The organism is Cribrihabitans pelagius, assembly GCF_048820915.1.
Taxonomy (GTDB): domain Bacteria; phylum Pseudomonadota; class Alphaproteobacteria; order Rhodobacterales; family Rhodobacteraceae; genus Cribrihabitans_A; species Cribrihabitans_A pelagius.
The window spans coordinates 18,821-40,720 of record NZ_JBMERR010000021.1; the positions used below are offsets into that span (position 1 = coordinate 18,821).

At 67.5% G+C, this 21,900-nt stretch carries 19 protein-coding genes; 16 read left to right on the forward strand and 3 right to left on the reverse strand.

Annotated features, from left to right (window positions below; translation table 11 throughout):
• Positions 1-376: 376 nt before the first annotated feature.
• Positions 377-586 (reverse strand): DUF1127 domain-containing protein, encoded by a 210-nt coding sequence (locus tag ACOHX0_RS17310; protein ID WP_420678395.1) that lies wholly within the window; start codon positions 584-586, stop codon positions 377-379.
• Positions 587-994: 408 nt separating this feature from the next.
• Here ACOHX0_RS17310 and ACOHX0_RS17315 point away from each other — a divergent pair, with 408 nt between their 5' ends.
• From ACOHX0_RS17315 to mraY, 8 genes are all read left to right on the forward strand, one after another.
• Positions 995-2,059: an Mrp/NBP35 family ATP-binding protein gene (locus ACOHX0_RS17315; protein WP_420678396.1), complete on the forward strand. Its 1,065-nt coding sequence runs from the start codon at positions 995-997 to the stop codon at positions 2,057-2,059.
• 830 nt (positions 2,060-2,889) lie between these two features.
• Complete coding sequence (mraZ, locus tag ACOHX0_RS17320) at positions 2,890-3,393, forward strand: division/cell wall cluster transcriptional repressor MraZ (RefSeq protein ID WP_083792689.1); 504 nt, start codon at positions 2,890-2,892, stop codon at positions 3,391-3,393.
• Between the two features lie 3 nt (positions 3,394-3,396).
• Positions 3,397-4,389: a 16S rRNA (cytosine(1402)-N(4))-methyltransferase RsmH gene (gene rsmH, locus ACOHX0_RS17325; RefSeq protein ID WP_420678398.1), complete on the forward strand. Its 993-nt coding sequence runs from the start codon at positions 3,397-3,399 to the stop codon at positions 4,387-4,389.
• Complete coding sequence (gene ftsL, locus ACOHX0_RS17330) at positions 4,386-4,751, forward strand: cell division protein FtsL (RefSeq protein ID WP_420678399.1); 366 nt, start codon at positions 4,386-4,388, stop codon at positions 4,749-4,751. Before rsmH ends, ftsL begins: the two co-directional genes overlap by 4 nt.
• Entirely contained in the window at positions 4,748-6,532 is a 1,785-nt protein-coding gene (locus ACOHX0_RS17335; RefSeq protein ID WP_420678400.1) for a peptidoglycan D,D-transpeptidase FtsI family protein, read from the forward strand. Before ftsL ends, ACOHX0_RS17335 begins: the two co-directional genes overlap by 4 nt.
• A gap of 16 nt (positions 6,533-6,548) precedes the next feature.
• Positions 6,549-8,036, forward strand: a complete 1,488-nt coding sequence (locus ACOHX0_RS17340) for a UDP-N-acetylmuramoyl-L-alanyl-D-glutamate--2,6-diaminopimelate ligase (protein ID WP_420678401.1) — start codon at positions 6,549-6,551, stop codon at positions 8,034-8,036.
• A complete protein-coding gene (locus tag ACOHX0_RS17345) occupies positions 8,033-9,442 on the forward strand; it encodes a UDP-N-acetylmuramoyl-tripeptide--D-alanyl-D-alanine ligase (protein WP_420678402.1) in 1,410 nt (469 codons plus the stop codon). Before ACOHX0_RS17340 ends, ACOHX0_RS17345 begins: the two co-directional genes overlap by 4 nt.
• Before the next feature lie 13 nt (positions 9,443-9,455).
• Positions 9,456-10,538: a phospho-N-acetylmuramoyl-pentapeptide-transferase gene (gene mraY, locus ACOHX0_RS17350; RefSeq protein ID WP_420678403.1), complete on the forward strand. Its 1,083-nt coding sequence runs from the start codon at positions 9,456-9,458 to the stop codon at positions 10,536-10,538.
• Positions 10,539-10,634: 96 nt separating this feature from the next.
• Here the strand turns inward: mraY and ACOHX0_RS17355 are convergent, their stop codons facing one another.
• Positions 10,635-11,549 (reverse strand): glutaminase, encoded by a 915-nt coding sequence (locus ACOHX0_RS17355; protein WP_420678404.1) that lies wholly within the window; start codon positions 11,547-11,549, stop codon positions 10,635-10,637.
• A 128-nt stretch (positions 11,550-11,677) separates the two neighbouring features.
• On the opposite strand from ACOHX0_RS17355, the gene murD reads away from it, so the two are divergent.
• Complete coding sequence (gene murD, locus ACOHX0_RS17360) at positions 11,678-13,075, forward strand: UDP-N-acetylmuramoyl-L-alanine--D-glutamate ligase (protein WP_420678405.1); 1,398 nt, start codon at positions 11,678-11,680, stop codon at positions 13,073-13,075.
• 231 nt (positions 13,076-13,306) lie between these two features.
• Here murD and ACOHX0_RS17365 read toward each other — a convergent pair whose 3' ends face one another.
• Entirely contained in the window at positions 13,307-14,488 is a 1,182-nt protein-coding gene (locus ACOHX0_RS17365; protein ID WP_420678406.1) for a BaiN/RdsA family NAD(P)/FAD-dependent oxidoreductase, read from the reverse strand.
• Positions 14,489-14,650: 162 nt separating this feature from the next.
• Here ACOHX0_RS17365 and ftsW point away from each other — a divergent pair, with 162 nt between their 5' ends.
• The 7 genes from ftsW to ACOHX0_RS17400 all read left to right on the forward strand — a co-directional run bounded on the left by ftsW (position 14,651) and on the right by ACOHX0_RS17400 (position 21,899).
• On the forward strand, positions 14,651-15,820 hold the full coding sequence (gene ftsW / locus ACOHX0_RS17370) for a putative lipid II flippase FtsW (protein WP_420678407.1): 1,170 nt from the start codon (positions 14,651-14,653) through the stop codon (positions 15,818-15,820).
• Between the two features lie 140 nt (positions 15,821-15,960).
• Positions 15,961-17,052, forward strand: a complete 1,092-nt coding sequence (locus tag ACOHX0_RS17375; RefSeq protein WP_420678408.1) for a UDP-N-acetylglucosamine--N-acetylmuramyl-(pentapeptide) pyrophosphoryl-undecaprenol N-acetylglucosamine transferase — start codon at positions 15,961-15,963, stop codon at positions 17,050-17,052.
• A 4-nt stretch (positions 17,053-17,056) separates the two neighbouring features.
• Positions 17,057-18,454 carry a UDP-N-acetylmuramate--L-alanine ligase gene (gene murC, locus ACOHX0_RS17380; RefSeq protein ID WP_420678409.1) on the forward strand — a complete coding sequence of 466 codons (1,398 nt, stop codon included), beginning with the start codon at positions 17,057-17,059 and terminating at the stop codon, positions 18,452-18,454.
• Positions 18,455-18,516: 62 nt separating this feature from the next.
• A complete protein-coding gene (locus tag ACOHX0_RS17385; protein WP_420678410.1) occupies positions 18,517-18,765 on the forward strand; it encodes a DUF2484 family protein in 249 nt (82 codons plus the stop codon).
• A gap of 109 nt (positions 18,766-18,874) precedes the next feature.
• Entirely contained in the window at positions 18,875-19,816 is a 942-nt protein-coding gene (murB, locus tag ACOHX0_RS17390) for a UDP-N-acetylmuramate dehydrogenase (RefSeq protein ID WP_420678411.1), read from the forward strand.
• A 275-nt stretch (positions 19,817-20,091) separates the two neighbouring features.
• On the forward strand, positions 20,092-21,012 hold the full coding sequence (locus ACOHX0_RS17395) for a D-alanine--D-alanine ligase (RefSeq protein WP_420678412.1): 921 nt from the start codon (positions 20,092-20,094) through the stop codon (positions 21,010-21,012).
• Positions 21,000-21,899 carry a cell division protein FtsQ/DivIB gene (locus ACOHX0_RS17400; RefSeq protein WP_420678413.1) on the forward strand — a complete coding sequence of 300 codons (900 nt, stop codon included), beginning with the start codon at positions 21,000-21,002 and terminating at the stop codon, positions 21,897-21,899. Before ACOHX0_RS17395 ends, ACOHX0_RS17400 begins: the two co-directional genes overlap by 13 nt.
• Position 21,900 lies beyond the last annotated feature (1 nt).

Genomic DNA, 21,900 nt, shown 5'->3' on the forward strand with positions numbered 1-21,900 from the left:
CCCCCCCCCCCCCCCCCCCCCCCCCCCCCCCCCCCCCCCCCCCCCCCCCCCCCCCCCCCCCCCCCCCCCCCCCCCCCCCCCCCGCCACCCTTTCCTCACCACACAGCGCAAACAGCATCCCGCGGGCGGGCTGCGTGCGGCCGTGTGCCGGCATATCCATGAGATGAAAAAAGGGGGGGAACAAGAAACGGCGGCGCCCAGGGAGGAGGAGGGGGCACCGCCGTTCTGTCAAGCACCGGAAATCAGGGAGGAGGAGATCCCGGTGCATTCATGCCCGGCTTTGCGCCGGTATAGGGTGCGGTGGCATCAGGGAGGAGGAGGATGCCACCGCGTAGTGCAGGCCCTCAAGGGAGGAGGAGTGAGGACCTGATCTCTATCAGTTGTGTTCGTAGGCGGCCTGATAGGCCACGCGTTTGATTTCCGACCGGTTCAGGCCGAGGTCGGCCAGCTCGCGGCCGCTCAGCGCGGAGAGCTCGCTGACGGTCCGGTTATAGAGGCGGTAGCGGTTCACCCGGACCACCAGCGCCTGCAGCCAGCCAAAGGATGCTGCGGGTTTCGCCATGCTGATCTGTTGTATCGCTGCCATCGGTCTATCCTCGGTCAGTCTGTTGCGTTGCTGCGCTGCGGCGCCGTTTCTTGAACACCAATTTAAGGAAATCCCGGGGCGGGACAATCCCATGACTCGTCATTGCTGCTATGCAGCATCTGCATGGGTGACGCTACGTATGCTATTGGAAAGCTGCGGCAAATTTGGGCGGACCGCACCAGCGTGCCGGATTTCGGGGCAGTTTCTGATCCGGTCTGCCGGTCTGACGGCCCTTAGCGCAGCCCGTCCGCGTCCTCCCGCGGCTGCGGCCCGGCGGCGCCCGGCAGCCGGTCCCGGGACCGTCCCCGATACCTTTTTTGCATCAGCGCGGGCGGGCCGGGGCGTACTGCGCTTTCGTGCCGGGCGCCGCGCGCATATATAAGGCGCAAGCAAAGCAGGAGGGCGCAAATGCCGGTCACCCAGGAAGAGATACACGCCGCGCTGGAGCGGCTGGAGCTGCCCGACGGCGGCACCCTCGTGTCGCGCGATATGCTGCGGGCGCTCAGGGTCGAGGACGGCAAGGTCAGCTTCGTGATCGAGGCGCCGAGCCCGGAGATCGCCAAGCTGATGGAGCCATTGCGCAAGGCGGCGGAGGCGGCGGTGCTGGCGCTGCCGGGCGTCTCGGGCGTGAGCGCCGCGCTCACCGCCCATGCGCCGCAGGCGAAAGCGCCCAGCCTGAAGATTGGCGGCCATGCCAAGCCGCAGGCCGGGCCGATGAAGCCGTCAGGCGTGCAGCGTATTCTGGCGGTGGCGTCGGGCAAGGGCGGCGTCGGCAAATCCACCATTGCCTCCAACCTCGCCGTGGCGCTGGCCAGGCAGGGCCGCAAGGTGGGGCTTCTGGATGCCGATATCTACGGGCCGAGCCAGCCGCGGATGATGGGCGCCAAGGGCCGCCCCGCCAGCCCCGACGGCAAGACCATTGAGCCGCTGCATGCCCATGGTGTCACCCTGATGTCGATCGGCTTCATGCTGGAGGAGGGCAAGGCCGTGATCTGGCGCGGCCCGATGCTGATGGGCGCCTTGCAGCAGATGCTGGGGCAGGTGAACTGGGGCGAGTTGGACGTGCTGATCGTCGACCTGCCGCCCGGCACCGGCGATGTGCAGCTGACGCTCTGCACCAGGACCGAACTTTCGGGCGCCATCGTGGTCTCCACCCCGCAGGATGTGGCGCTTCTGGATGCGCGCAAGGCGATGGATATGTTCAAGACGCTGAACACCCCGGTGCTTGGGCTGATCGAGAACATGTCCTTCTTCACTTGCCCCGATTGCGGCGGCGAGCACCATATCTTCGGCCATGGCGGCGTAGCGGCCGAGGCGGAGACGCTGGGGCTGCCGCTCCTGGGTGCGCTGCCGATCGATCTTGAGACCCGTCTGGCGGGCGACAGCGGCACGCCGGTGGCGGCGGGTGAGGGGGCGACGGCGGAGGCCTATGCCCGGATCGCGGCCGGGCTGATCAAGGGCGGCATGGCCTGAACCGCCGTATTCTTCTTGAACCGGAAAGGCCCGCCCGCTGGCGGGCCTTTTGCTGTCCGCTGTCCGCTGCCCCGCCGCAGGGGTGGGGTCCGGGCTGCTACGGGCGGGCGGGCCCAAGGCTGCTGCCGCGCCTGCGCAGTACGGTATGGGACGGGCGGGAGGTCATGGCGCCGGCGGGAAATCGCGGGACGCTTGGGAAATCATGGGAGCCATGGGAAATCGTGGCCCGTGCGCGCGGCTTCCTGCTGCCGGCGTCCGCGAATCACCCGGAGATCCGCTGCTTCTGGCGGATTTGCGCCATTCTGGCCGGGTGTTTTGGGAACATAGTGTGAACTTCCGATCTTATTCCGAGTCGAGTGATAGAATCGCGGGAAATTATGGGAAGAAAAATGCGGAGGCAATCAGCATCTATATGTTGTGTTTTTGGATGCAATCGTGACTACACCGGCCAAATACTTGCAAGATCCGACCCGAATCTCTTGCAGAATCTGTGCGTTCCTGACACCGGCGCCCCGATTCTGTGCAAAAAACAGTTGCGGGACCATCAATTCCCATAGTATCCCTTATTCATCGGATGAGACGAGGGACGGGGCGCACACAAGACCCCAGTCAAAAACAATAAAGCAGGTTTCATACAGGCCTTCGCTTTCATCAGACAAGAAGAGATCCGGCGCGCGGGCGAGCAGACATCCCCCCAGATGGTGCGCGCAGCCGGACATCCCGCACAGCGGGTCAAGGCGGCGGGTTGATCGGTGGCAGCAGATCAACCCGCCGCTTTCCATTCTGGGGAACGGCAAGGCGCGCGGGGCGCAGGAGAAGGGGCAGAAGGCTTGGGCCGCAGGTTCAGAGGCGAAAGCCACCATAAGGTGGACAGCAAGGGGCGGGTGTCGATCCCGGCCTCTTTTCGCCGTGTGCTGGAGGCCTCGGACCCCAACTGCGACCCCGGCGGCAACCCCGAGCTGGTGATCGTCTACGGCGACCACCGCCGCCAGTTCCTGGAATGCTACACGATGGAGGCGATCGAGGAGGTCGACGCCAAGATCGCCGCGCTGCCCCGGGGCTCCAAGGGCCGCAAGATCCTCGAACGCATGTTCAACGGCCAATCCTTGCCGACCACCGTCGATGAGACCGGCCGCCTTGTCCTGCCCGCGAAACTGCGGCAGAAGATTGGGCTGGAGGGCGAGGCCTTCTTCATCGCCTCCGGCGATACCTTCCAGATCTGGAAGCCCGAGACCTACGAAGAGGTCGAGATGGCCGAAGCCGAGAAGCTGATGGAAGAGCTCCCGGAAGACTTCGACCCCCTTGAATTCCTAGACGGCGCCGGAGGCGCATAGATCATGACGGACCGCCCCTCTGCTCCTTCCGGTCCCCACATCCCCGTTCTGCTGAGGCCGCTGCTGAAGGCGGTGGCGCCGGTCTCGGGCCGCTGGCTCGATGGCACCTTCGGTGCCGGCGGCTACACCCGCGGGCTCTTGGAAGCCGGCGCCGACCAGGTGATCGGCGTCGACCGCGACCCGCTTGCCTTTGAGCTCGCGAAACCCTGGGCCGGAGAATACGGCGCGCGGCTGGTGCTGCAGCAGGGCGTGTTCTCGCGCATGGACGAATACGCGCAGGACCTCGATGGCGTGGTGCTGGACCTCGGCGTCTCCTCCATGCAGCTCGATCTGGCGGAGCGCGGGTTCTCCTTCATGAAGGACGGCCCGCTCGACATGCGCATGTCGCAGTCCGGGCCTTCGGCGGCGGACCTAATTGCCGAACTGACCGAGGAGCAGATCGCGGATATCCTGTTCCACTACGGCGAGGAGCGCGCCAGCCGCCGCATTGCCAAGGCGATCGTCAGGGAACGCGGGATCGAGCCGGTCACCACGACCCTGCGCCTGGCCGGCATCATCGAGAGCTGCCTGCCGCGCCCCAAGCCCGGACAGTCGCACCCGGCGACCCGCAGCTTCCAAGGCCTGCGCATCGCGGTTAACGCCGAGTACGACGAGCTGTTCGAGGGTCTCCTGGCGGCCGAACGCGCGCTGAAGCCCGGCGGGCTGCTGGCTGTCGTTACCTTCCACTCGGTCGAGGACCGCATGGTCAAACGCTTCTTCCAGCACCGCGCGGGCAAGACCGGCCGCGCCAACCGCTATGCGCCCGAGCAGGAAGAGACCCCCTCCCAGTTCGAGCTGGTGACCCGCAAGGCCGTGGGCCCGGACGAACAGGAGCTGGCGGAAAACCCGCGCGCCCGCTCCGCCCGGCTGCGCGTCGGCCGCCGCACCGATGCCGAACCCGGCCCGATCACCGCCAAGGAACTGGGCATGCCGCAGTTGAAAGAGGCCCGCAAATGAAGACCTTGCTCTATGCTGCCACCGCGCTCGCCGTCTTTGGCCTGGCCTTCTGGGCCTACCGCGAGAATTACGCCACTCAGCAGGTCCTGAAGGAAACCCGCGCATTGCAGCGCCAGATCGGCGCCGCGCAGGTGCGGCTCAGCGTGTTGCGCGCCGAATGGGCCTATTTGAACCGCCCGGCGCGGCTGCGCGACCTGGCCGAGATCAATTTCGACCGGCTCGGCCTGCTGCCGCTGCGCCCGGACCAGTTCGGCCGCGTCGACGAGGTGACCTATCCCGAGCCGCCCGAGCTGGAAGTCACCGGCGGCATCGAGGTGTCCTCGCTCAACGCCGCCGCCCGCGCAGGGAGCCAGCTGCCATGATCCGCACCCCGCTGCGCCCGCTCGCCCGTGTCCTGCACGCCCGCGCTACCGGCGCAAACCCGGATGCGATCGAAAAGGAAAACATCAGCCTGCGCCACCAGGAGATGCAGACCCGCGCCCGCCAGCGGGCGGAGGGGCGGCTGCTGGTACTGGGGCTGTTCTTCCTCTGTGCCTTTGGCGCGATTGCCGGGCGCATGGGCATCATGGCGGTGTCCGAACCCGCCGAGCCGGTGGCCCGCGCGCCGGGCAGCATCATCGCCATGCAGCGTGCCGATATCGTCGACCGCAACGGCACGCTGCTTGCGACCAACTTCGAGACCCACTCGCTTTATGCCCAGCCGCCGCAAATGATCGACCCGGTGGGCGCCGCGGACAAGCTGGTGGAGATCTTCCCCGACCTTGACCGCGAGCGCCTGGTGAAGGACTTCACCGGCAAGCGCAAGTTCCTGTGGGTGAAGAAGAAAATCAGCCCCGAGCAGAAGCAGGCGGTGCATGACATTGGCGACCCCGGCCTGCTGTTCGGCCCCCGCGAGATGCGGCTTTATCCCAACGGCAGCCTGGCGGCGCATGTGCTGGGCGGGGCCGGGTTCGGCAAGGAAGGCGTGAGTGCGGCCGAGGTGATTGGCGTCGCCGGGGTGGAGCGGCAGTTCGACGATTACCTGCGCGACCCCGCCAATGCCGGGAAGCCGTTGCAGCTGTCGCTCGATGTCTCGGTGCAGGCCGCGGCGGAGCAGGTGCTCTATGGCGGCGTGAAGCTGATGAACGCCAAGGGCGCCACCTCCATCCTGATGGATGTGCACACGGGCGAGGTGATCTCGGTAGTGTCGCTGCCCGACTTCGACCCCAACAACCGGCCGCGCCCGCCGGCTTCGGGCTTTGACCCTTCGGTCAGCCCGCTGTTCAACCGCGCGGTGCAGGGGGTTTACGAGCTGGGTTCGACCTTCAAGATCTTCACCACCGCGCAAGCGATGGACCTCGGCCTGGTGGAGGAGGATACCATCATCGACACCCGCGGCCCGCTGCGCTGGGGCCGCTTCGCAATCCGCGATTTCCGCAACTATGGCAACGAAATGTCGGTGACCAAGATCATCGTCAAATCCTCCAACATCGGCACCGCGCGGCTGGCGCAGCAGATTGGGGTGGAGCGGCAGAAGGCTTTCCTCGACACGCTTGGCATGCTGGAGCCGACGCCGTTCGAAATCTCCGAGGCGCAGGGCGGCCAGCCGCTGCTGCCCGCCAACTGGTCCGAGCTGTCGGCGATGACGATCTCTTACGGCCACGGCATCTCGACCACGCCGATGCATCTTGCGGCGGGCTATGCGGCGATTGCCAATGGCGGCCGCTATGTCAGCCCGACGATTCTGAAGCAGACAGGCGCGCAGCCCGGCGAGCGGGTGTTGAGCGCGGCCTCGGCTGAGGCGGCGCGCAAAATGTTGCGCAAGGTGGTGACCAGCGGCACCGCCAGCTTTGCCGAAGTGCCGGGCTACCAGGTCGGCGGCAAGACCGGCACCGCCGACAAGCCGCGCCCCCGCGGCGGTTACTACGAGGACAAGGTCATTGCCACTTTTGCCTCTATTTTCCCGGCACATGACCCCAAATACGTGCTGATCGTGACGCTCGACGAGCCCTCGGTCATCGCCCATGGCGAAGAGCGCCGCACCGCAGGCTGGACCGCCACGCCGGTCGCGGCCGAGATGATCGGCCGGGTGGCGCCGCTGCTGGGCCTGCGGCCGCAAGTTGAACCCGCAGAGGTGACTGGTATAACCCTGACCTCGAACTAGACAGGTGAGGGCCGCCATGAGCAGCAAGAGACCAGATCAGCCTCTGAGCCAATTGGGGCTGACCGCCCGCGGCGGCGCCGACCCGCAGATCAGCGGCTTGGCGGTGGACAGCCATCAGGTCCGCCCGGGCTTTCTATTTGCTGCCCTTCCGGGCAGCAGGCAGCATGGTGCCAAATACATTCCGGCGGCGCTGGAGCGGGGCGCAACCGCCATCCTCTCTGATGCCGCCGGCGCCGGGATTGCCGCCAAGGTGCTGGCCGACAGCCACGCCGCGCTGGTGGTGGTCGAAGACCCGCGCCAGGCGCTCGCCTATGCCGCGGCGCTGTGGTTCGGGGCCCAGCCGCAGACCGTGGTCGCGGTCACCGGCACCAATGGCAAGACCTCGGTTGCGAGCTTCGTGCGCCAGATCTGGATGGAGCTGGGCCACAAGGCCGTGAACATGGGCACCACCGGCATCGAAGGCGCCTGGAGCTACCCGCTGTCCCACACCACGCCGGAGCCGGTCACCCTGCACCGCGCGCTGGCCGCGGCCGCGGAGGAGGGCGTCACCCATGCGGCGATGGAGGCGTCTTCGCACGGGCTCGACCAGCGGCGGCTCGACGGGGTGCAGCTGGCAGCGGCCGGCTTCACCAACTTTACGCAGGACCACCTCGACTACCACGAAACCTTCGAGGCCTATTTCGCCGCCAAATCCGCCCTGTTCTCCCGGGTGCTGCCGGACGAGGGCGTGGCCGTCATCAATCTGGCCGATCCGCGCGGCGCCGACATGCGCGCGGTGGCAGAGGCGCGCGGCCAGGAGATCATCACGGTCGGGCGCGGGGAGGGCGACCTCAGCCTCTTGGGCATGCGCTATGACGGCACCGGCCAGGACATCCGCTTTGCCTGGCACGACCGGCCGTACCAGCTGCGGCTGAACCTGATCGGCGGCTTCCAGGCGGAAAACGTGCTCCTGGCCTGCGGGCTGGTGATTGCAGGCGGCGAGGACCCCGAGCGCGTGTTCGAGACCCTGCCGCATCTCGAAACCGTGCGCGGCCGGATGCAGCTCGCCGCCGAGCGCGGCAATGGTGCCGCGGTCTATGTCGACTACGCCCACACGCCCGACGCGGTGGCAAGTGCGCTGAAGGCGCTGCGCCCGCATGTGCTGGGCCGGCTCATTGCCATCGTCGGCGCGGGCGGGGACCGCGATGCCTCGAAGCGGCCGCTGATGGGGCAGGCCGCGCATGAAAACGCCGATGTGGTGATCGTCACCGACGACAATCCCCGCAGCGAGGACCCGGCAGCCATCCGCGCCGCGGTCAAGGGCGGCGCGCCCGATTGTGTCGAGATCGGCGACCGTGCCGAGGCCATCCTGCGCGGTGCAGGCATGCTGGGCCCGGGCGATGCGCTGATCATCTGCGGCAAGGGCCATGAAACCGGCCAGACCGTGGGCGACAGTGTGCTGCCCTTCGACGATGTGGAACAGGCCAGCATTGCGGTGGCGGCGCTGGACGGGAGGATCGCATGAAGCTCTGGACCGCGGCCGAGGCCGCTGCCGCCACCGGAGGCCGCGCGCAAGGGGAGTGGGCCGTCTCGGGCCTCTCGATCGACACCCGCACTATTGAGGCCGGCGACATGTTCGTCGCCCTCAGGGCCGCGCGCGACGGGCATGACTTCGTGGCGCAAGCCTTGGAGAAAGGCGCAGCTGCCGCGCTGGTCTCCCGCATTCCCGAAGGCTTGCCCGCGGATGCTCCGCTCCTGATCGTGGACGACGTGCAGGCTGGGCTCGAAGCCCTGGGCCGCGCCGCCCGCGCCCGCACGCAGGCCAAGGTCGTCGCGGTGACCGGCTCGGTCGGCAAGACCTCGACCAAGGAGATGCTGGCGCGGATGCTGATGGACCAGGGCCGCACCCATGCCGCGGTCGCCAGCTACAACAATCATTGGGGCGTTCCGCTGACGCTGGCGCGGATGCCGCGCGATACCGAATATGCGGTGATCGAGATCGGCATGAACCACCCCGGCGAGATCGGGCCGCTTGCGCGGATGGCGCGCCCCCATGTGGCAATGGTCACAACCGTCGCGCCGGTGCATCTGGAAGCCTTTGACGACGTGGCGGGCATCGCCCGCGAAAAGGCCGCGATCATGGAAGGGCTGGAGCCCGGCGGCGTGGCGGTGCTGAACGCTGATATCGCCGAGGCGGGCGTGCTGCGCACAGTTGCGGCGGATCTCGGCGCCGCGGCGCGCTGGTTCGGCAAGAGTGCTGCGGACTACACGCTGCACTCCGCCGGTATCGAAGGCGGGGAGACGGTGGCCCGCGCCACGGCAGGCGGGCGCGGCGTGGAGCTGCACATTCAGTCTCTTGGCGCCCATTTCGCGATGAACGGCCTCGGCGCGCTCGCCTGTGTGGAGGCGCTGGGAGCGGACCCCGCGCGCGCGGTGGAGAGCCTCGCGCTCTGGTCGCCGGTCAAGGGCCGCGGCGTGCGCGAGACCATCCCGTTGGAGGGCGGCGGCATCACCCTGCTCGATGACAGCTACAACGCCAACCCCGCCTCGATGGCGGCGGCACTGGCGGTACTGGCAGCCACTCCGGGCAAGGGCCGCCGGATTGCCTATCTTGGTGACATGAAGGAGCTCGGCCCGCAGGAGCGCGATTTGCACGCGGGGCTTGCGCGCCTTGACGCCATGCAGCAAATCGGCCGCGTCCACTGCATCGGCCCCCTGATGCAGGCGCTGCACGAAGCACTGCCGGAGGAAAAGCGCGGCCAGTGGTACGCCACCAGTGCGGAGGCGCTGCCGGACCTTGCCGCGCAAGTGGAAGGCGGCGATATCGTGCTGGCCAAAGGCTCGCTCAGCATGGCGCTGGCACGGATTATTGACGGCATCCGCGAATTGGGCCATGGCAACGGCACATCAGAAAAAGAACATAAAAACTGAGAGAGGGCCGGAGATGCTCTATTGGCTGACCGCTTTGTCGGACGGGGGCGATTTTTTCAATCTGTTCCGCTATATCACCTTCCGCGCTGGCGGTGCCTTCATGACGGCGCTGGTTTTCGGCTTCCTGTTCGGCAAACCGCTGATCAACGTGCTGCGCAAGCGCCAGGGCAAGGGCCAGCCGATCCGCGACGACGGGCCGGAGGCGCATTTCACCAAGGCCGGCACGCCGACCATGGGGGGCTTGCTGATCGTGGGCGCGCTGCTCACCGCGACGCTGCTGTGGGCGCGCTGGGACAACCCCTTTGTCTGGCTGGTGCTGTTTGTCACCATGGCCTTCGGGCTGATCGGTTTTGCCGATGATTATGCCAAGGTTTCCAAACAGAACACCGCCGGCGTGCCGGGTAAGCTGCGGCTTGCGCTTGGCATTCTGATCGCGGTGATCGCAGCGGTCTGGGCGGCCTATAACCATCCGGAAAACCTGCAGAACCAGCTGGCGCTGCCGGTCTTCAAGGATACGCTGATCAACCTTGGCCTGCTGTATGTGCCGTTTTCGATCTGCGTGGTCGTCGGCGCGGCCAATGCGGTCAATCTGACCGACGGGCTGGACGGGCTGGCGATCATGCCGGTGATGATCGCGGCGGGCACTTTGGGCGTTATCGCCTATGCCGTGGGGCGGGTCGATTTCACCGAATACCTGGACGTGCATTATGTGCCCGGCACCGGCGAGATCCTGATCTTCTCCGCAGCACTTTTTGGCGGCGGGCTGGGTTTCCTGTGGTACAACGCGCCGCCCGCGGCGGTCTTTATGGGCGATACCGGCTCGCTCGCGCTTGGCGGCGCGCTGGGGGCCATTGCGGTTGCCACCAAGCACGAGCTGGTGCTGGCGATTGTCGGCGGGCTCTTCGTGGTGGAGGCGCTCTCGGTGATCGTGCAGGTGCTCTACTTCAAGCGCACCGGCAAGCGGGTGTTCCTGATGGCGCCGATCCATCACCACTACGAGAAGAAGGGCTGGGCCGAGCCCACCATCGTGATCCGTTTCTGGATCATCTCGCTGATCCTGGCGATGATCGGGCTTGCAACGCTGAAGGTGCGCTGAGGCGCCATTCGGGCGGTGCCTTGCGTGCACCGCCCGTACACCCCCTGTACACCGCCGCGACGCCGCAGACCGCGCTGGACCTCAGCGCGAAACGGTTCAGAATACCGACCAGTCCATCTCCCGTGCCAGCCGTTCCATCGCCTCGGTGCCAAGCTTGGAGTTGCCGTTGTGATCCAGACCGGGCGACCACACCGCAACGCTCGCCTTGCCCGGCACGATGGCGAGGATACCGCCGCCGACACCGCTTTTGGCGGGCAGGCCGACGCGGTAGGCGAACTCCCCCGATCCATCGTAGTGGCCGCAGGTCAGCATCAGCGCATTCAGACGCCGGACCCGTCCCTGCGCCACCAGGCTTGGCCCCGCATCCGCACCGATCAGGAAGCGCCCCGCCCTGGCCAGCTGAACCGTGGTCATCTCCGTGGCGCATTGGTGGAAGTAGGTGCCGAGCGTCTTCTCCGGCGGGTTCTTCAGGTTGCCGAAGGACGCGAGAAAGTTGGCATGGGCAAAGTTGCGGTACCCGTGGCGGGTTTCCGAACGCGCCACCGCCTTGTTGATGTGGATGTCATCATCTTCCGCCGCCGCCCGGATGAAGCCGAGAATCTCCGCCAGCGCGTCCTTCGGCTCGCGCCCGGCCAGCAGCTCGTCGGTGGTGACGATGGCGCCGGCGTTTACAAACGGGTTGCGCGGGCGGCCGCGCTCGTGCTCGAGCTGGACAATGGAGTTGAAGGCGGTGCCGGAGGGCTCGCGCCCGACCCGGTGCCAGAGCTGGTCGCCCGCGCGTCCCAGCGCAATCGCAAGGGTGAAGACCTTGGTGATGCTCTGCGCCGAGAATCTTGTGCGCGCGTCGCCCGCGTGAAACAGATCCCCATCCGCCGTCGCCACCGCGATGCCGAACTGGTCCGGGTCGACCTGTCCGAGTTCGGGAATGTAGCTGGCTACTTCGCCCCGGTCGGAGCGGCGGCGCATGTCCGCGCTGATGTGGTCGAGCAATGTCTGCAAATGCGGTGCCACGCGGAGGCCTCCTCTGCCTGAAGGGGGAATCTCGGGCATGGGCCGCGGCTTGTCAATCTGAGGAGACTGGCAAAGCCGGGAGGGATCGGGTAGCGGTGCTGGCAAGGGTTAAGATGGGAGAGCAGGCAATGATCCCGGTGAAAGGTTTCGAAGGCGCGAATGTGGCTGTGCTGGGGCTGGGGCGCTCGGGTCTGGCGACGGCGCGGGCGCTCCGGGCTGGCGGCGCCGAGCCCCTGTGCTGGGATGACAATCCCGCCGCGCGGGAGGCCGCCGAGGGCGAGGGCTTTGCCTGCGCGGACCTGCTGCGCCAGGGCGCATTCGATGCGGTGGCCGCGCTGATCGTCTCGCCCGGTATCCCGCATCTCTACCCCAAGCCGAACCCGGTGGTGCGTGCAGCACTTGAGGCCGGGGTGCCGGTCGACAACGATATCGGGCTGTTTTTCCGCTCCATTGCGGAAGGGGACTGGGGCATGATGGAGCAGCCGCCCAAAGTGGTGGCGGTCACGGGCTCCAACGGCAAGTCCACCACGGTGGCGCTGTTGCACCACATCCTGCAGGAGGCGGGCCGCGACAGCCAGCTCGCAGGCAACATCGGCCGGGGCGTGCTGGACATCGACCCGCCGGGCGAGGGCGGCGTGGTGGTGCTGGAGCTGTCGAGCTACCAGACCGAGCTGGCCCGCGCGCTGACGCCGGATGTGGCGGTTTTCACCAACCTGTCGCCCGATCACCTCGACCGGCACGCGGGCATGGGCGGCTATTTCGCCGCCAAGCGCCGTCTCTTTGCCGAGGGCGGGCCGGACCGCGCGGTGATCGGCGTCGATGAAGACGAGGGCCTGTTTCTTGCGGGGCAGCTTTCCGAAGGGGCGGGCGACGACCGGGTGATCCGGACCTCCGCCGCGCGCAAACTCACCGGGGCAGGCTGGCAGGTGTTTGCGCGGAAGGGCTTCTTGAGCGAGTACCGCAAGGGCCGGCAGGCGGGCTCGATCGATTTGCGCGGCATCACCGGCCTGCCGGGCACGCACAACCACCAGAACGCCTGCAACGCCTATGCCGCGGCGCGCACCCTGGGGCTGGCGCCCCGGGTGATCGAGGCGGGGCTCGCCAGCTATCCCGGCCTGCCGCACCGCAGCCAGACCATCGCTGAAGCCGGCGGGGTGCGGTACGTGAACGACAGCAAGGCCACCAATGTCGACAGCGCGGTGAAGGCGCTGAGCGCGTTTTCCCGCATCCGCTGGATCTGCGGCGGGTTGGAGAAGGAGGGCGGGCTGGAGGGCCTGAACGGGCAAACCGGCAACGTGGTGAAGGCCTATGTGATCGGACGCGAGGCGGCGGGCTTTGCCATGCAGCTGGAGGGCGAGGCCGAGGTCTGCACCACCATGGCGGCGGCGGTGGAGCGGGCGATGGCGGAAGCGGAGCCGGGCGATACCGTGCTGCTGGCCCCTGCGGCAGCCAGTTTCGATCAGTACGACAACTTCGAACGCCGCGGCGAGGACTTTACCGCCGAGGTGCGGAAGCGGCTGGGATAACGCGGTCAGGGTAGGGTGGAAGTAAGGGGCTTCAGGCTCACCAAAGCGGAAAATCCGCTCCGGAGCCGCCTTCACTTGTCCCCTGCCTGCCAGAGCCATCCCCCGCCCGCAAGCACAATGGCCGTCTCCCCGCCGGGGCGGGGCCCCTCGGCAATTCCGCTTGCGGGCGGCGGCTGTCTCTGGCCGCCGATGTCCAAGCGAAGGCGGCTCCGAAGCGGAAAATCCTGAGGGTCAGGCGGCCGCGGCGATGGCAGTGCCGGCAGCAAAGCCGGAGGCCCAGGCCCATTGGAAGTTGTAGCCGCCGAGCCATCCGGTCACATCCACCGCCTCGCCGATGGCGTAGAGCCCCGGGACGGTCTTGGCTTCCATGCTGCGCGACGACAGCGCATCGGTGTCGATGCCGCCCAGCGTGACCTCGGCGGTGCGGTAGCCCTCGGTGCCGGCGGGCAGCAGCACCCAGTTTTGCAGGACGTCGCAAAACGCGCGCAGGGCGGTGTCGGACTGGTCGGCGAGGCGGCCGTTGAGGCCGAGTTCCGGCGCGAGGAACTCGACGAGGCGCGCGGGCAGGTGGCGGGCGAGCTCGGTGGTGAAGTCGCGGCCGCCCCCGGCCTGGCGCTGCTCCCGCAGGAGGTCATAAAGCGGTGTTTCCGGGATCAGGTTGACCCGGATCTCCTCGCCCTCGCGCCAGTAGGAGGAGAGCTGCAGCACGGAGGGGCCGGAGAGGCCGCGGTGGGTGAACAGGAGCGCCTCGTCGAAGGACGTGCGGTCGTTCGACAGCCGCGCGGGCAGGGCAACGCCGGAGAGCGGCTTGAAGCGGCCGTCCGGGAAGGTGAAGGGCACGAGCGCGGGGCGGGTTTCGGTGACCGGCAGACCGAACTGGCGGGCGAGGTCATAGGCGAGCCCGGTGGCGCCCATCTTGGGAATCGACTTGCCGCCGGTCGCCACTACAAGGTTGCGGCAGGTGACGGCCTGCGGCTTCCCCTCGCGCAGCAGGCTGACCTTGAAGCTATCCCCGATGCGCTCGACGGCCTCCACCGAGGTTTGCAGCCAGAGATCGGCGCCCGCGTCCTGCATCTCCCTGACCAGCATCTGGATGATCTGCTTGGCGGAGCCGTCGCAGAACAGCTGGCCCAGGGTCTTTTCGTGCCAGGCGATGCCGTGCCGGTCCACCAGCGCGATGAAATCCCACTGGGTGTAACGCGCCATCGCCGACTTGCAGAAATGCGGATTGGCGGAGAGGTAGTTCTCCGGCGCGGCATACATGTTGGTGAAGTTGCAGCGGCCGCCGCCGGAGATGCGGATCTTCTCGCCCGGAGCCTTGGCGTGGTCGATCACCAGGGTGCGGCCGCGGGTATGGGCGGCGCACATCATGCCGGCTGCGCCGGCGCCGAGAATCAGGGTATCAATCTGCATGGCGGGCATCGACCACGGAACGGGCAAGCGTGCAAGCGCGCGCTGTGCGAATTCCCGCCGCGCAGGGCGGAAGAGGCTGGCTTGATTACAGCTTTCCGGTTAGGCTTTTGTTCATAGACCCCGGCAAAGGGGCGGAACGAGGCAGATAGTGGCGGTATTTCCATGACTGAGATGGTCTATGGCGCGGTTCCCGTGCAGACGGGCGAGCCGATTCTCCCGAAATGGTGGCGGACGCTGGACAAGTGGACGATGTCCTGCATCCTGATGCTGTTTGTGCTCGGCCTGCTCCTGGGGCTGGCGGCCTCGGTGCCGCTGGCGGCGCGCAACGGTTTTGACAACTTCCATTATGTGGAGCGGCAGGCGGTCTTCGGTGTCACGGCCCTTGTGGCGATGCTGATCACCTCGATGATGTCGCCCACGCTGGTGCGGCGGCTGGCGGTGATCGGTTTTGCCGCGGCTTTTGTTGCGCTTGCATTTCTGCCGGTGTTTGGCACCGATTTCGGCAAGGGGGCCACGCGCTGGTACTCGCTTGGCTTTGCCTCTCTGCAGCCGTCGGAATTCCTGAAGCCCGGGTTCGTGGTGGTGGCCGCCTGGATGATCGCGGCCAGCCAGCAGATCAACGGTCCGCCGGGCAAGCTGATGTCCTTTGGCCTTTGTGTGACCGTGGTGCTGATGCTGGTGATGCAGCCGGACTTCGGCCAGGCCTGCCTGATCCTGTTTGGCTGGGGGGTGATGTATTTCGTCGCTGGCGCGCCGATGCTGCTCCTGGTCTGCATGGCGGCGGTGGTGGTGATGGGCGGCATCTTTGCCTATTCCAGTTCGGAGCATTTTGCCCGCCGCATCGACGGCTTCCTGAACCCCGATGTCGACCCGACCACCCAGCTTGGCTATGCCACCAACGCAATCCGCGAGGGCGGGCTGTTCGGCGTCGGTGTCGGCGAGGGGCAGGTGAAATGGTCGCTGCCCGATGCTCATACCGATTTTATCGTCGCGGTTGCAGCCGAGGAATACGGGCTGGTGCTGGTGGTGGTGCTGATTGCGCTTTATGCGTTGATCGTGGTGCGCTCGCTGTTCCGGCTGATGCGCGAGCGGGACACTTTCATCCGCCTTGCGGGCACCGGGCTGGTCTGCGTCTTCGGGGTGCAGGCGATGATCAACATGGGCGTTGCGGTGCGGCTGCTGCCCGCCAAGGGCATGACGCTGCCGTTTGTGAGCTATGGCGGCTCCTCGCTGATCGCGACCGGCATTGCGGTGGGGATGCTGCTGGCCTTCACCCGGGCGCGGCCGCAGGGCGAGATCGCCGATTTCCTGAACGGGCGCGGCCGGGGCTGACGGCCGGCGCTGGCCGCCAGGACCGAGAGCGGGCCTGCGGGCCGGGCTGAATGCGGAAAAAAGTCACCTGCGCTGGAACCGGGACGGCGCCGTCCCGGTTGAGAACAGGTGCAGGCGAACAAAGAAAGAGACCATCACGGATGGCACAGAAACTGCTTTTGATGGCGGCTGGCGGCACCGGCGGGCATATGTTCCCGGCGCAGGCGCTCGCCGAGGCGATGCTGAAGCGCGGCTGGCGGGTGAAGCTGTCGACCGACGCGCGCGGCGCCCGCTATACCGGCGGCTTCCCCCATTCAACCGAGATCACCGAGGTCTCCTCCGCCACCTTTGCCCGCGGCGGGCTGGCGGCCAAGGCGCTGGCGGGGCCGAAGATCGCGGCAGGCGTGCTGTCGATGGCGCGGCAGATGCGCCGCGACCGTCCCGATGCGGTGATCGGTTTTGGCGGCTACCCGTCGATCCCGGCGCTGGGGGCGGCGGTGCTCTTGAAGCTGCCGCGGATGATCCACGAGCAGAACGGTGTCCTTGGCCGGGTGAACCAGCTTTTTGCCAAGCGCGTCTCGGGCGTGGCCTGCGGCACCTGGCCGACCGACCTGCCCGCGGGCGTCGCGCATGAGCATGTCGGCAACCCGGTGCGCGCCGCGGTGGCCGAGCGCGCGGGTGCGGCCTATATTCCGCCGGGCGACTACCCGATGTCGGTGCTGGTGATCGGCGGCAGCCAGGGCGCGCGGATCCTGTCGGACGTGGTGCCCGCGGCGATGGCGGCGCTGCCGGAGCCGCTGCGCCGCCATCTGCGCGTCTCGCATCAGGCGCGCGAGGAGGACCGTGCCCGGGTGGCGGAGTTTTACGCCAGCCATGGCATCGACGCCGATGTGCAGAGCTTTTTCACCGATGTGCCCGCCCGCATGTCGGAAGCGCAGCTGGTGATTTCGCGCTCCGGCGCCTCTTCGGTTGCGGACATTGCCGCGATCGGGCGGCCGTCGGTCCTGATCCCCTTTGCCGCCGCCGCAGGCGACCACCAGACTGCCAATGCCCGCGGTCTGGTGAGCGCCAATGCTGCCGTGATGATCCCGGAAAGCGCGCTTGATGTTCCGGTCCTGGCAGAGCATATGGGCGCAATTCTGAGTAACCCGCAGGCCGCCGCGCAGATGGCGTCTGCTGCACTGAACGCCGGTGTTCCGGACGCCACCGAGAGGCTGGTGGCGCTGGTCGAGCAACTGGCCGAGGAAGGATGAAAGTATGAACCCTGCAACCAAACTGCCCGGTGATGTTGGCCCGATCCATTTTGTAGGCATCGGCGGCATCGGCATGTCGGGCATCGCCGAGGTGCTGTTGAACCTGGGCTACAGCGTGCAGGGCTCGGACCTGAAGGCCTCCAAGATCACCGGCCGCCTGGAGGAGCTGGGCGCGCGTATCTTCACCGGCCAGCGGGCGGAGAACCTCGAGGGCGCTGCCGTGGTGGTGATCTCCTCGGCGATCAAGCCGGGCAACGACGAGCTGGACGAGGCCCGCCGCCGCGGCCTGCCGGTGGTGCGCCGGGCCGAGATGCTGGCCGAGCTGATGCGGCTGAAATCGAACATCGCGATTGCCGGCACCCACGGCAAGACCACCACCACAACGATGATGGCGGAGCTGATGGTGGCGGGCGGGTTCGACCCGACCGTGGTCAATGGCGGCATCATCCATGCCTACGGTTCGAACGCGCGGATGGGGCAGGGCGAGTGGATGGTGGTGGAGGCCGACGAGTCCGACGGCACCTTCAACCGCCTGCCCGCGACCATCGCCGTGGTCACCAATATCGACCCCGAGCACATGGAGCACTGGGGCGATTTCGACCGGCTGCGCGAAGGCTTCCTGGAGTTTGTCTCCAACATCCCCTTCTACGGCATCGCAGTCTGCTGCACCGACCATGCCGAGGTGCAGGCGCTGGTGGGGCGGATCTCCGACCGCCGTGTTGTCACCTATGGGTTCAACGCCCAGGCTGACGTTCGGGCGGTGAACCTGACCTACAAGGGGGGCATCGCGCATTTCGATGTCGTCTTGCGCGCCGAGGACCGGGTGATCGAGGGCTGCACCCTGCCGATGCCGGGCGATCACAATGTCTCCAACGCGCTGTCCGCTGTCGCCGTGGCGCGGCATCTGGGCATGAACAGCAGCGAGATCCGCACCGCGCTTGCCGAATTCCGCGGCGTCAACCGGCGCTTCACCAAGGTGGGCGAGGTTGGCGGCGTCTCCATCATCGACGATTACGGCCATCACCCGGTGGAAATCGCCGCGGTGCTGAAGGCGGCGCGCCAGGCCTGCGAGGGCCGGGTGATCGCGGTCCACCAGCCGCACCGTTACTCGCGGCTGTCCAACCTGTTCGACGATTTCTGCGCCTGCTTCAATGAAGCCGACGTGGTCGCCATCGCCGAGGTGTTTTCGGCCGGCGAAGATCCGATCGAGGGCGCGGGCCGCGACGATCTGGTGGCGGGGCTGATCCGCCACGGCCACCGCCACGCCCGCGCAATCCTGAGCGAGGACGACCTGGAGCGGCTGGTGCGCGAGCAGGCGCGGCCGGGCGACATGGTGGTCTGCCTCGGCGCGGGCACCATCAGCACCTGGGCCAACGCGCTGCCCGCACGGCTGGAGGCCTAGCGGGTGCGGCATCGCCAGGCTGAACGATTCACAAGGGCCCGCCGGGCCGGGGAGGCGGCGCAGTGACCGCCTCGCTCACCCTGGCCGCGGTCTGGGCGCTGGCGGCCAACGTGCTGGCGATGCTGCCGAGCCGCGACAACCACTGGACCCGCGCCTATGTGCTGATCGTGCTGGGCATCCCGCTCCTGGGCTATGTGACCTATGAAAACGGCCCCTGGTGGGGACTGGCCCTGCTGCTGGCGGGCATGTCGGTGCTGCGCTGGCCGCTGATCCGTCTGGGCCGCTGGCTGCGCGAGACCTTCGGCCGCTGAGCCGCCACCCGCCGCCCGCGGCCGGTGCGCGCCTTGCCTCTTTATTTTGGCGCCCGGCTCGGCTACGGACTAGGGCCGCAGGATGTCTGCAAAGAGGGACAGAAAAAAGATGGCGGCAACTTCCGGCAAGGAACTGCCAGGCGTCCGCGGGCGGCTGGCGGCAGGCAAACAGCTTTCCGAATTGACATGGCTGCGCGTCGGCGGGCCCGCTGACCATTTCTTCCAGCCCGCCGATGCCGGGGATCTGGCGCAGTTCCTGCGCGATCTCGACCCGGAGGTGCCGGTGTTTCCAATCGGCGTGGGTTCCAACCTCATCGTGCGCGACGGCGGGCTGCGGGCGGTGGTGATCCGGCTGGGCCGCGGCTTCAACAGCATCGAGACCGAGGGCGGCACCGTGGTGGCGGGCGCGGCCGCGCTGGATGCGCATGTGGCGCGGCGGGCAGCGGATGCGGGCATCGACCTTACCTTTCTGCGCACCATTCCGGGCACTATTGGCGGCGCGGTAAGAATGAACGCGGGCTGCTATGGCAGCTATCTCGCAGATGTCTTCCAATCCGCCACCATCGTGACCCGCCAGGGCGAGATCCGCGAGGTCAATGCCGAAGAGCTTCGCTTCGGCTACCGGCAGACCGAGTTTCCCGAGGGCGCAGTGCTGGTCTCGGCCACGCTGCGCGGGGCGGAAGGCGATCCGGAGGAGCTGCACGCGCGCATGCAGGCGCAGCTGGAGGCGCGCGACGCCAGCCAGCCCACCCGCGACCGCTCGGCCGGCTCCACCTTCCGCAACCCGGCGGGGTTTTCTTCGACCGGGCGGGCGGATGACGTGCATGACCTCAAGGCCTGGAAGGTGATCGACGACGCCGGCATGCGCGGCGCCCGCCGCGGCGGCGCCCAGATGAGCGAGAAGCATTCCAACTTTCTGATCAATACCGGTGGCGCAAGTGCCGCAGATCTTGAGGGGCTGGGGGAAGATGTGCGACAAAAGGTTTACGAAGATTCTGGCATCACGCTAGAGTGGGAAATCATGCGGATAGGTGATCCGCTTCCCGAATAAGCGATAAAAACCAAAGGCATTTACCGGCCGACGCGCCTGCGGCGCTGGGCCGGGATGCACGGCGGGGCAGCGGCCGTTTTAATCTTGGTAAAGGCAGCGTTAACGCCCCGGTAAGGATTTCGGCACTAATGTGCCGGGGCCCGGCGTTAGGCTGCCGGGCTGCTGCGGCGGAGCCTCCCGGAAGGCCGGGCCGCGGTGCAGGAACCAAGGGCGGGCCCGCGAGCCGGCTCCAACAATCAGGGGCTAAAAAGCCCCCAGGCAAGAAGGCGCGAGTGGTGAGTAAGTCGAGCGGGACACTCCCGAAAGTGGCGGTGCTGAAAGGCGGCCCTTCGGCCGAACGCGAGGTTTCGCTGTCGAGCGGCCGGGAATGCGCGGCGGCGCTTCGGGGCGAGGGATTCGAGGTCGTGGAGATCGACGCGGGGACAGACCTCTGCGCGCGGCTGCAGGACGTGAAGCCGGATGTGGTCTTCAACGCGCTGCACGGGCGCTGGGGCGAGGACGGCTGCGTGCAGGGCATGCTGGAATGGCTGGGCCTGCCCTATACCCACTCCGGTGTGCTGGCCTCGGCGCTGGCTATGGACAAGCAGCGCTCCAAGGAGGCCTACCGCGCCGCCGGGCTGCCGGTGGTCGAAAGCGGGCTGTTTGCCAAGGAGGCCGTCAGCGCAGGCCACGTGATGCCGCCGCCTTATGTGGTGAAGCCCAACAACGAAGGCTCCAGCGTCGGCATCTATATCGTGCATGAGGCCGCCAATGGCCCGCCGCAGCTGTCGGCGGAGATGCCGGAGCAATTGATGGTGGAGACCTACGCGCCGGGTCGCGAGCTCACCACCACCGTGATCGGGGACCGGGCGCTGACTGTGACCGACATCCTCACCGACGGCTGGTACGACTACGATGCCAAGTACAAGCCCGGCGGCTCCCGCCATGTGCTGCCCGCGCAGATCCCGCAGGAAATTCATGACCTCTGCCTCGGCTACGCGCTGGCGGCGCACCGGGTCCTGGGATGCCGGGGCGTGAGCCGCACCGATTTCCGCTGGGACGAGGCGCGCGGCGCCGCGGGGCTGATCCTCCTGGAGACCAACACCCAGCCCGGCATGACGCCGACGTCTCTGGTGCCTGAGCAGGCGGCATTTTGCGGCATGAGCTTTGGCGCCCTTTGCGCCTGGATGGTGGAGGATGCCTCATGCAATCGCTGAAACGGCGCTTTCACGGCAGCAGCGGCGGAGAGGGGCGGGCGGACCCGGCGCCCTCGCGGCTGAAATACCGGCTGCAGCGCTGGATGCTGACGCCGGGTATCCGCTTTGGTCTGCGCTTCGGAGTGCCGCTGTGCCTGATGCTGGCGGCGGGCAGCGCCTATCTCGCCGATGAGGGCCGCCGCGACGGGCTGCAGCAGCTGGTCAACAGCGCCCGCGCCGCGATCGAGGAACGGCCCGAGTTCATGGTCAAGGTGATGGCGGTGGACGGAGCCGGGCCCAGCGTGGCGCAGGATATCCGCGAGGTCGTGCCGCTCGATTTCCCGGTCAGCTCCTTCGATCTGGATCTCGCGCAGATCCGCGACGTGATTACCGGGCTCGACCCTGTGAAGACCGCGAGCGTGCGCATCCGCCCCGGCGGCGTGCTGCAGGTCGATGTCGAGGAGCGCAAGCCGGCGGTGATCTGGCGCAGCCGTGAGGGGCTGGCGCTTCTGGATGAGAACGGCATCCACGTGGCCGAGCTCGGCCGCCGCAGTCTGCATCCCGATCTGCCGCTGATCGCCGGCCGCGGTGCCCGCGACGCGGTGCCGGAAGCCATGCAGCTGTTTGCTGCGGCGCAGCCGCTGGGAGCACGGCTGCGCGGGCTGGTGCGGGTCGGGGAGCGGCGCTGGGACGTGGTGCTGGACCGCAAGCAGCGCATCATGCTGCCCGCGCGCGAGCCGGTGCCGGCGCTGGAGCGGGTGCTGGCGGTGAGCGAGGTGCAGGAACTTCTGGAGCGGGACGTGGCGGCCGTCGACATGCGCCTGGCCGCCCGCCCGACCGTGCGGATGACTGAAAACGCAGTGGAAAACTGGTGGCGCATCAGGCAGTTGAACGGGGGCGGGCAATAAG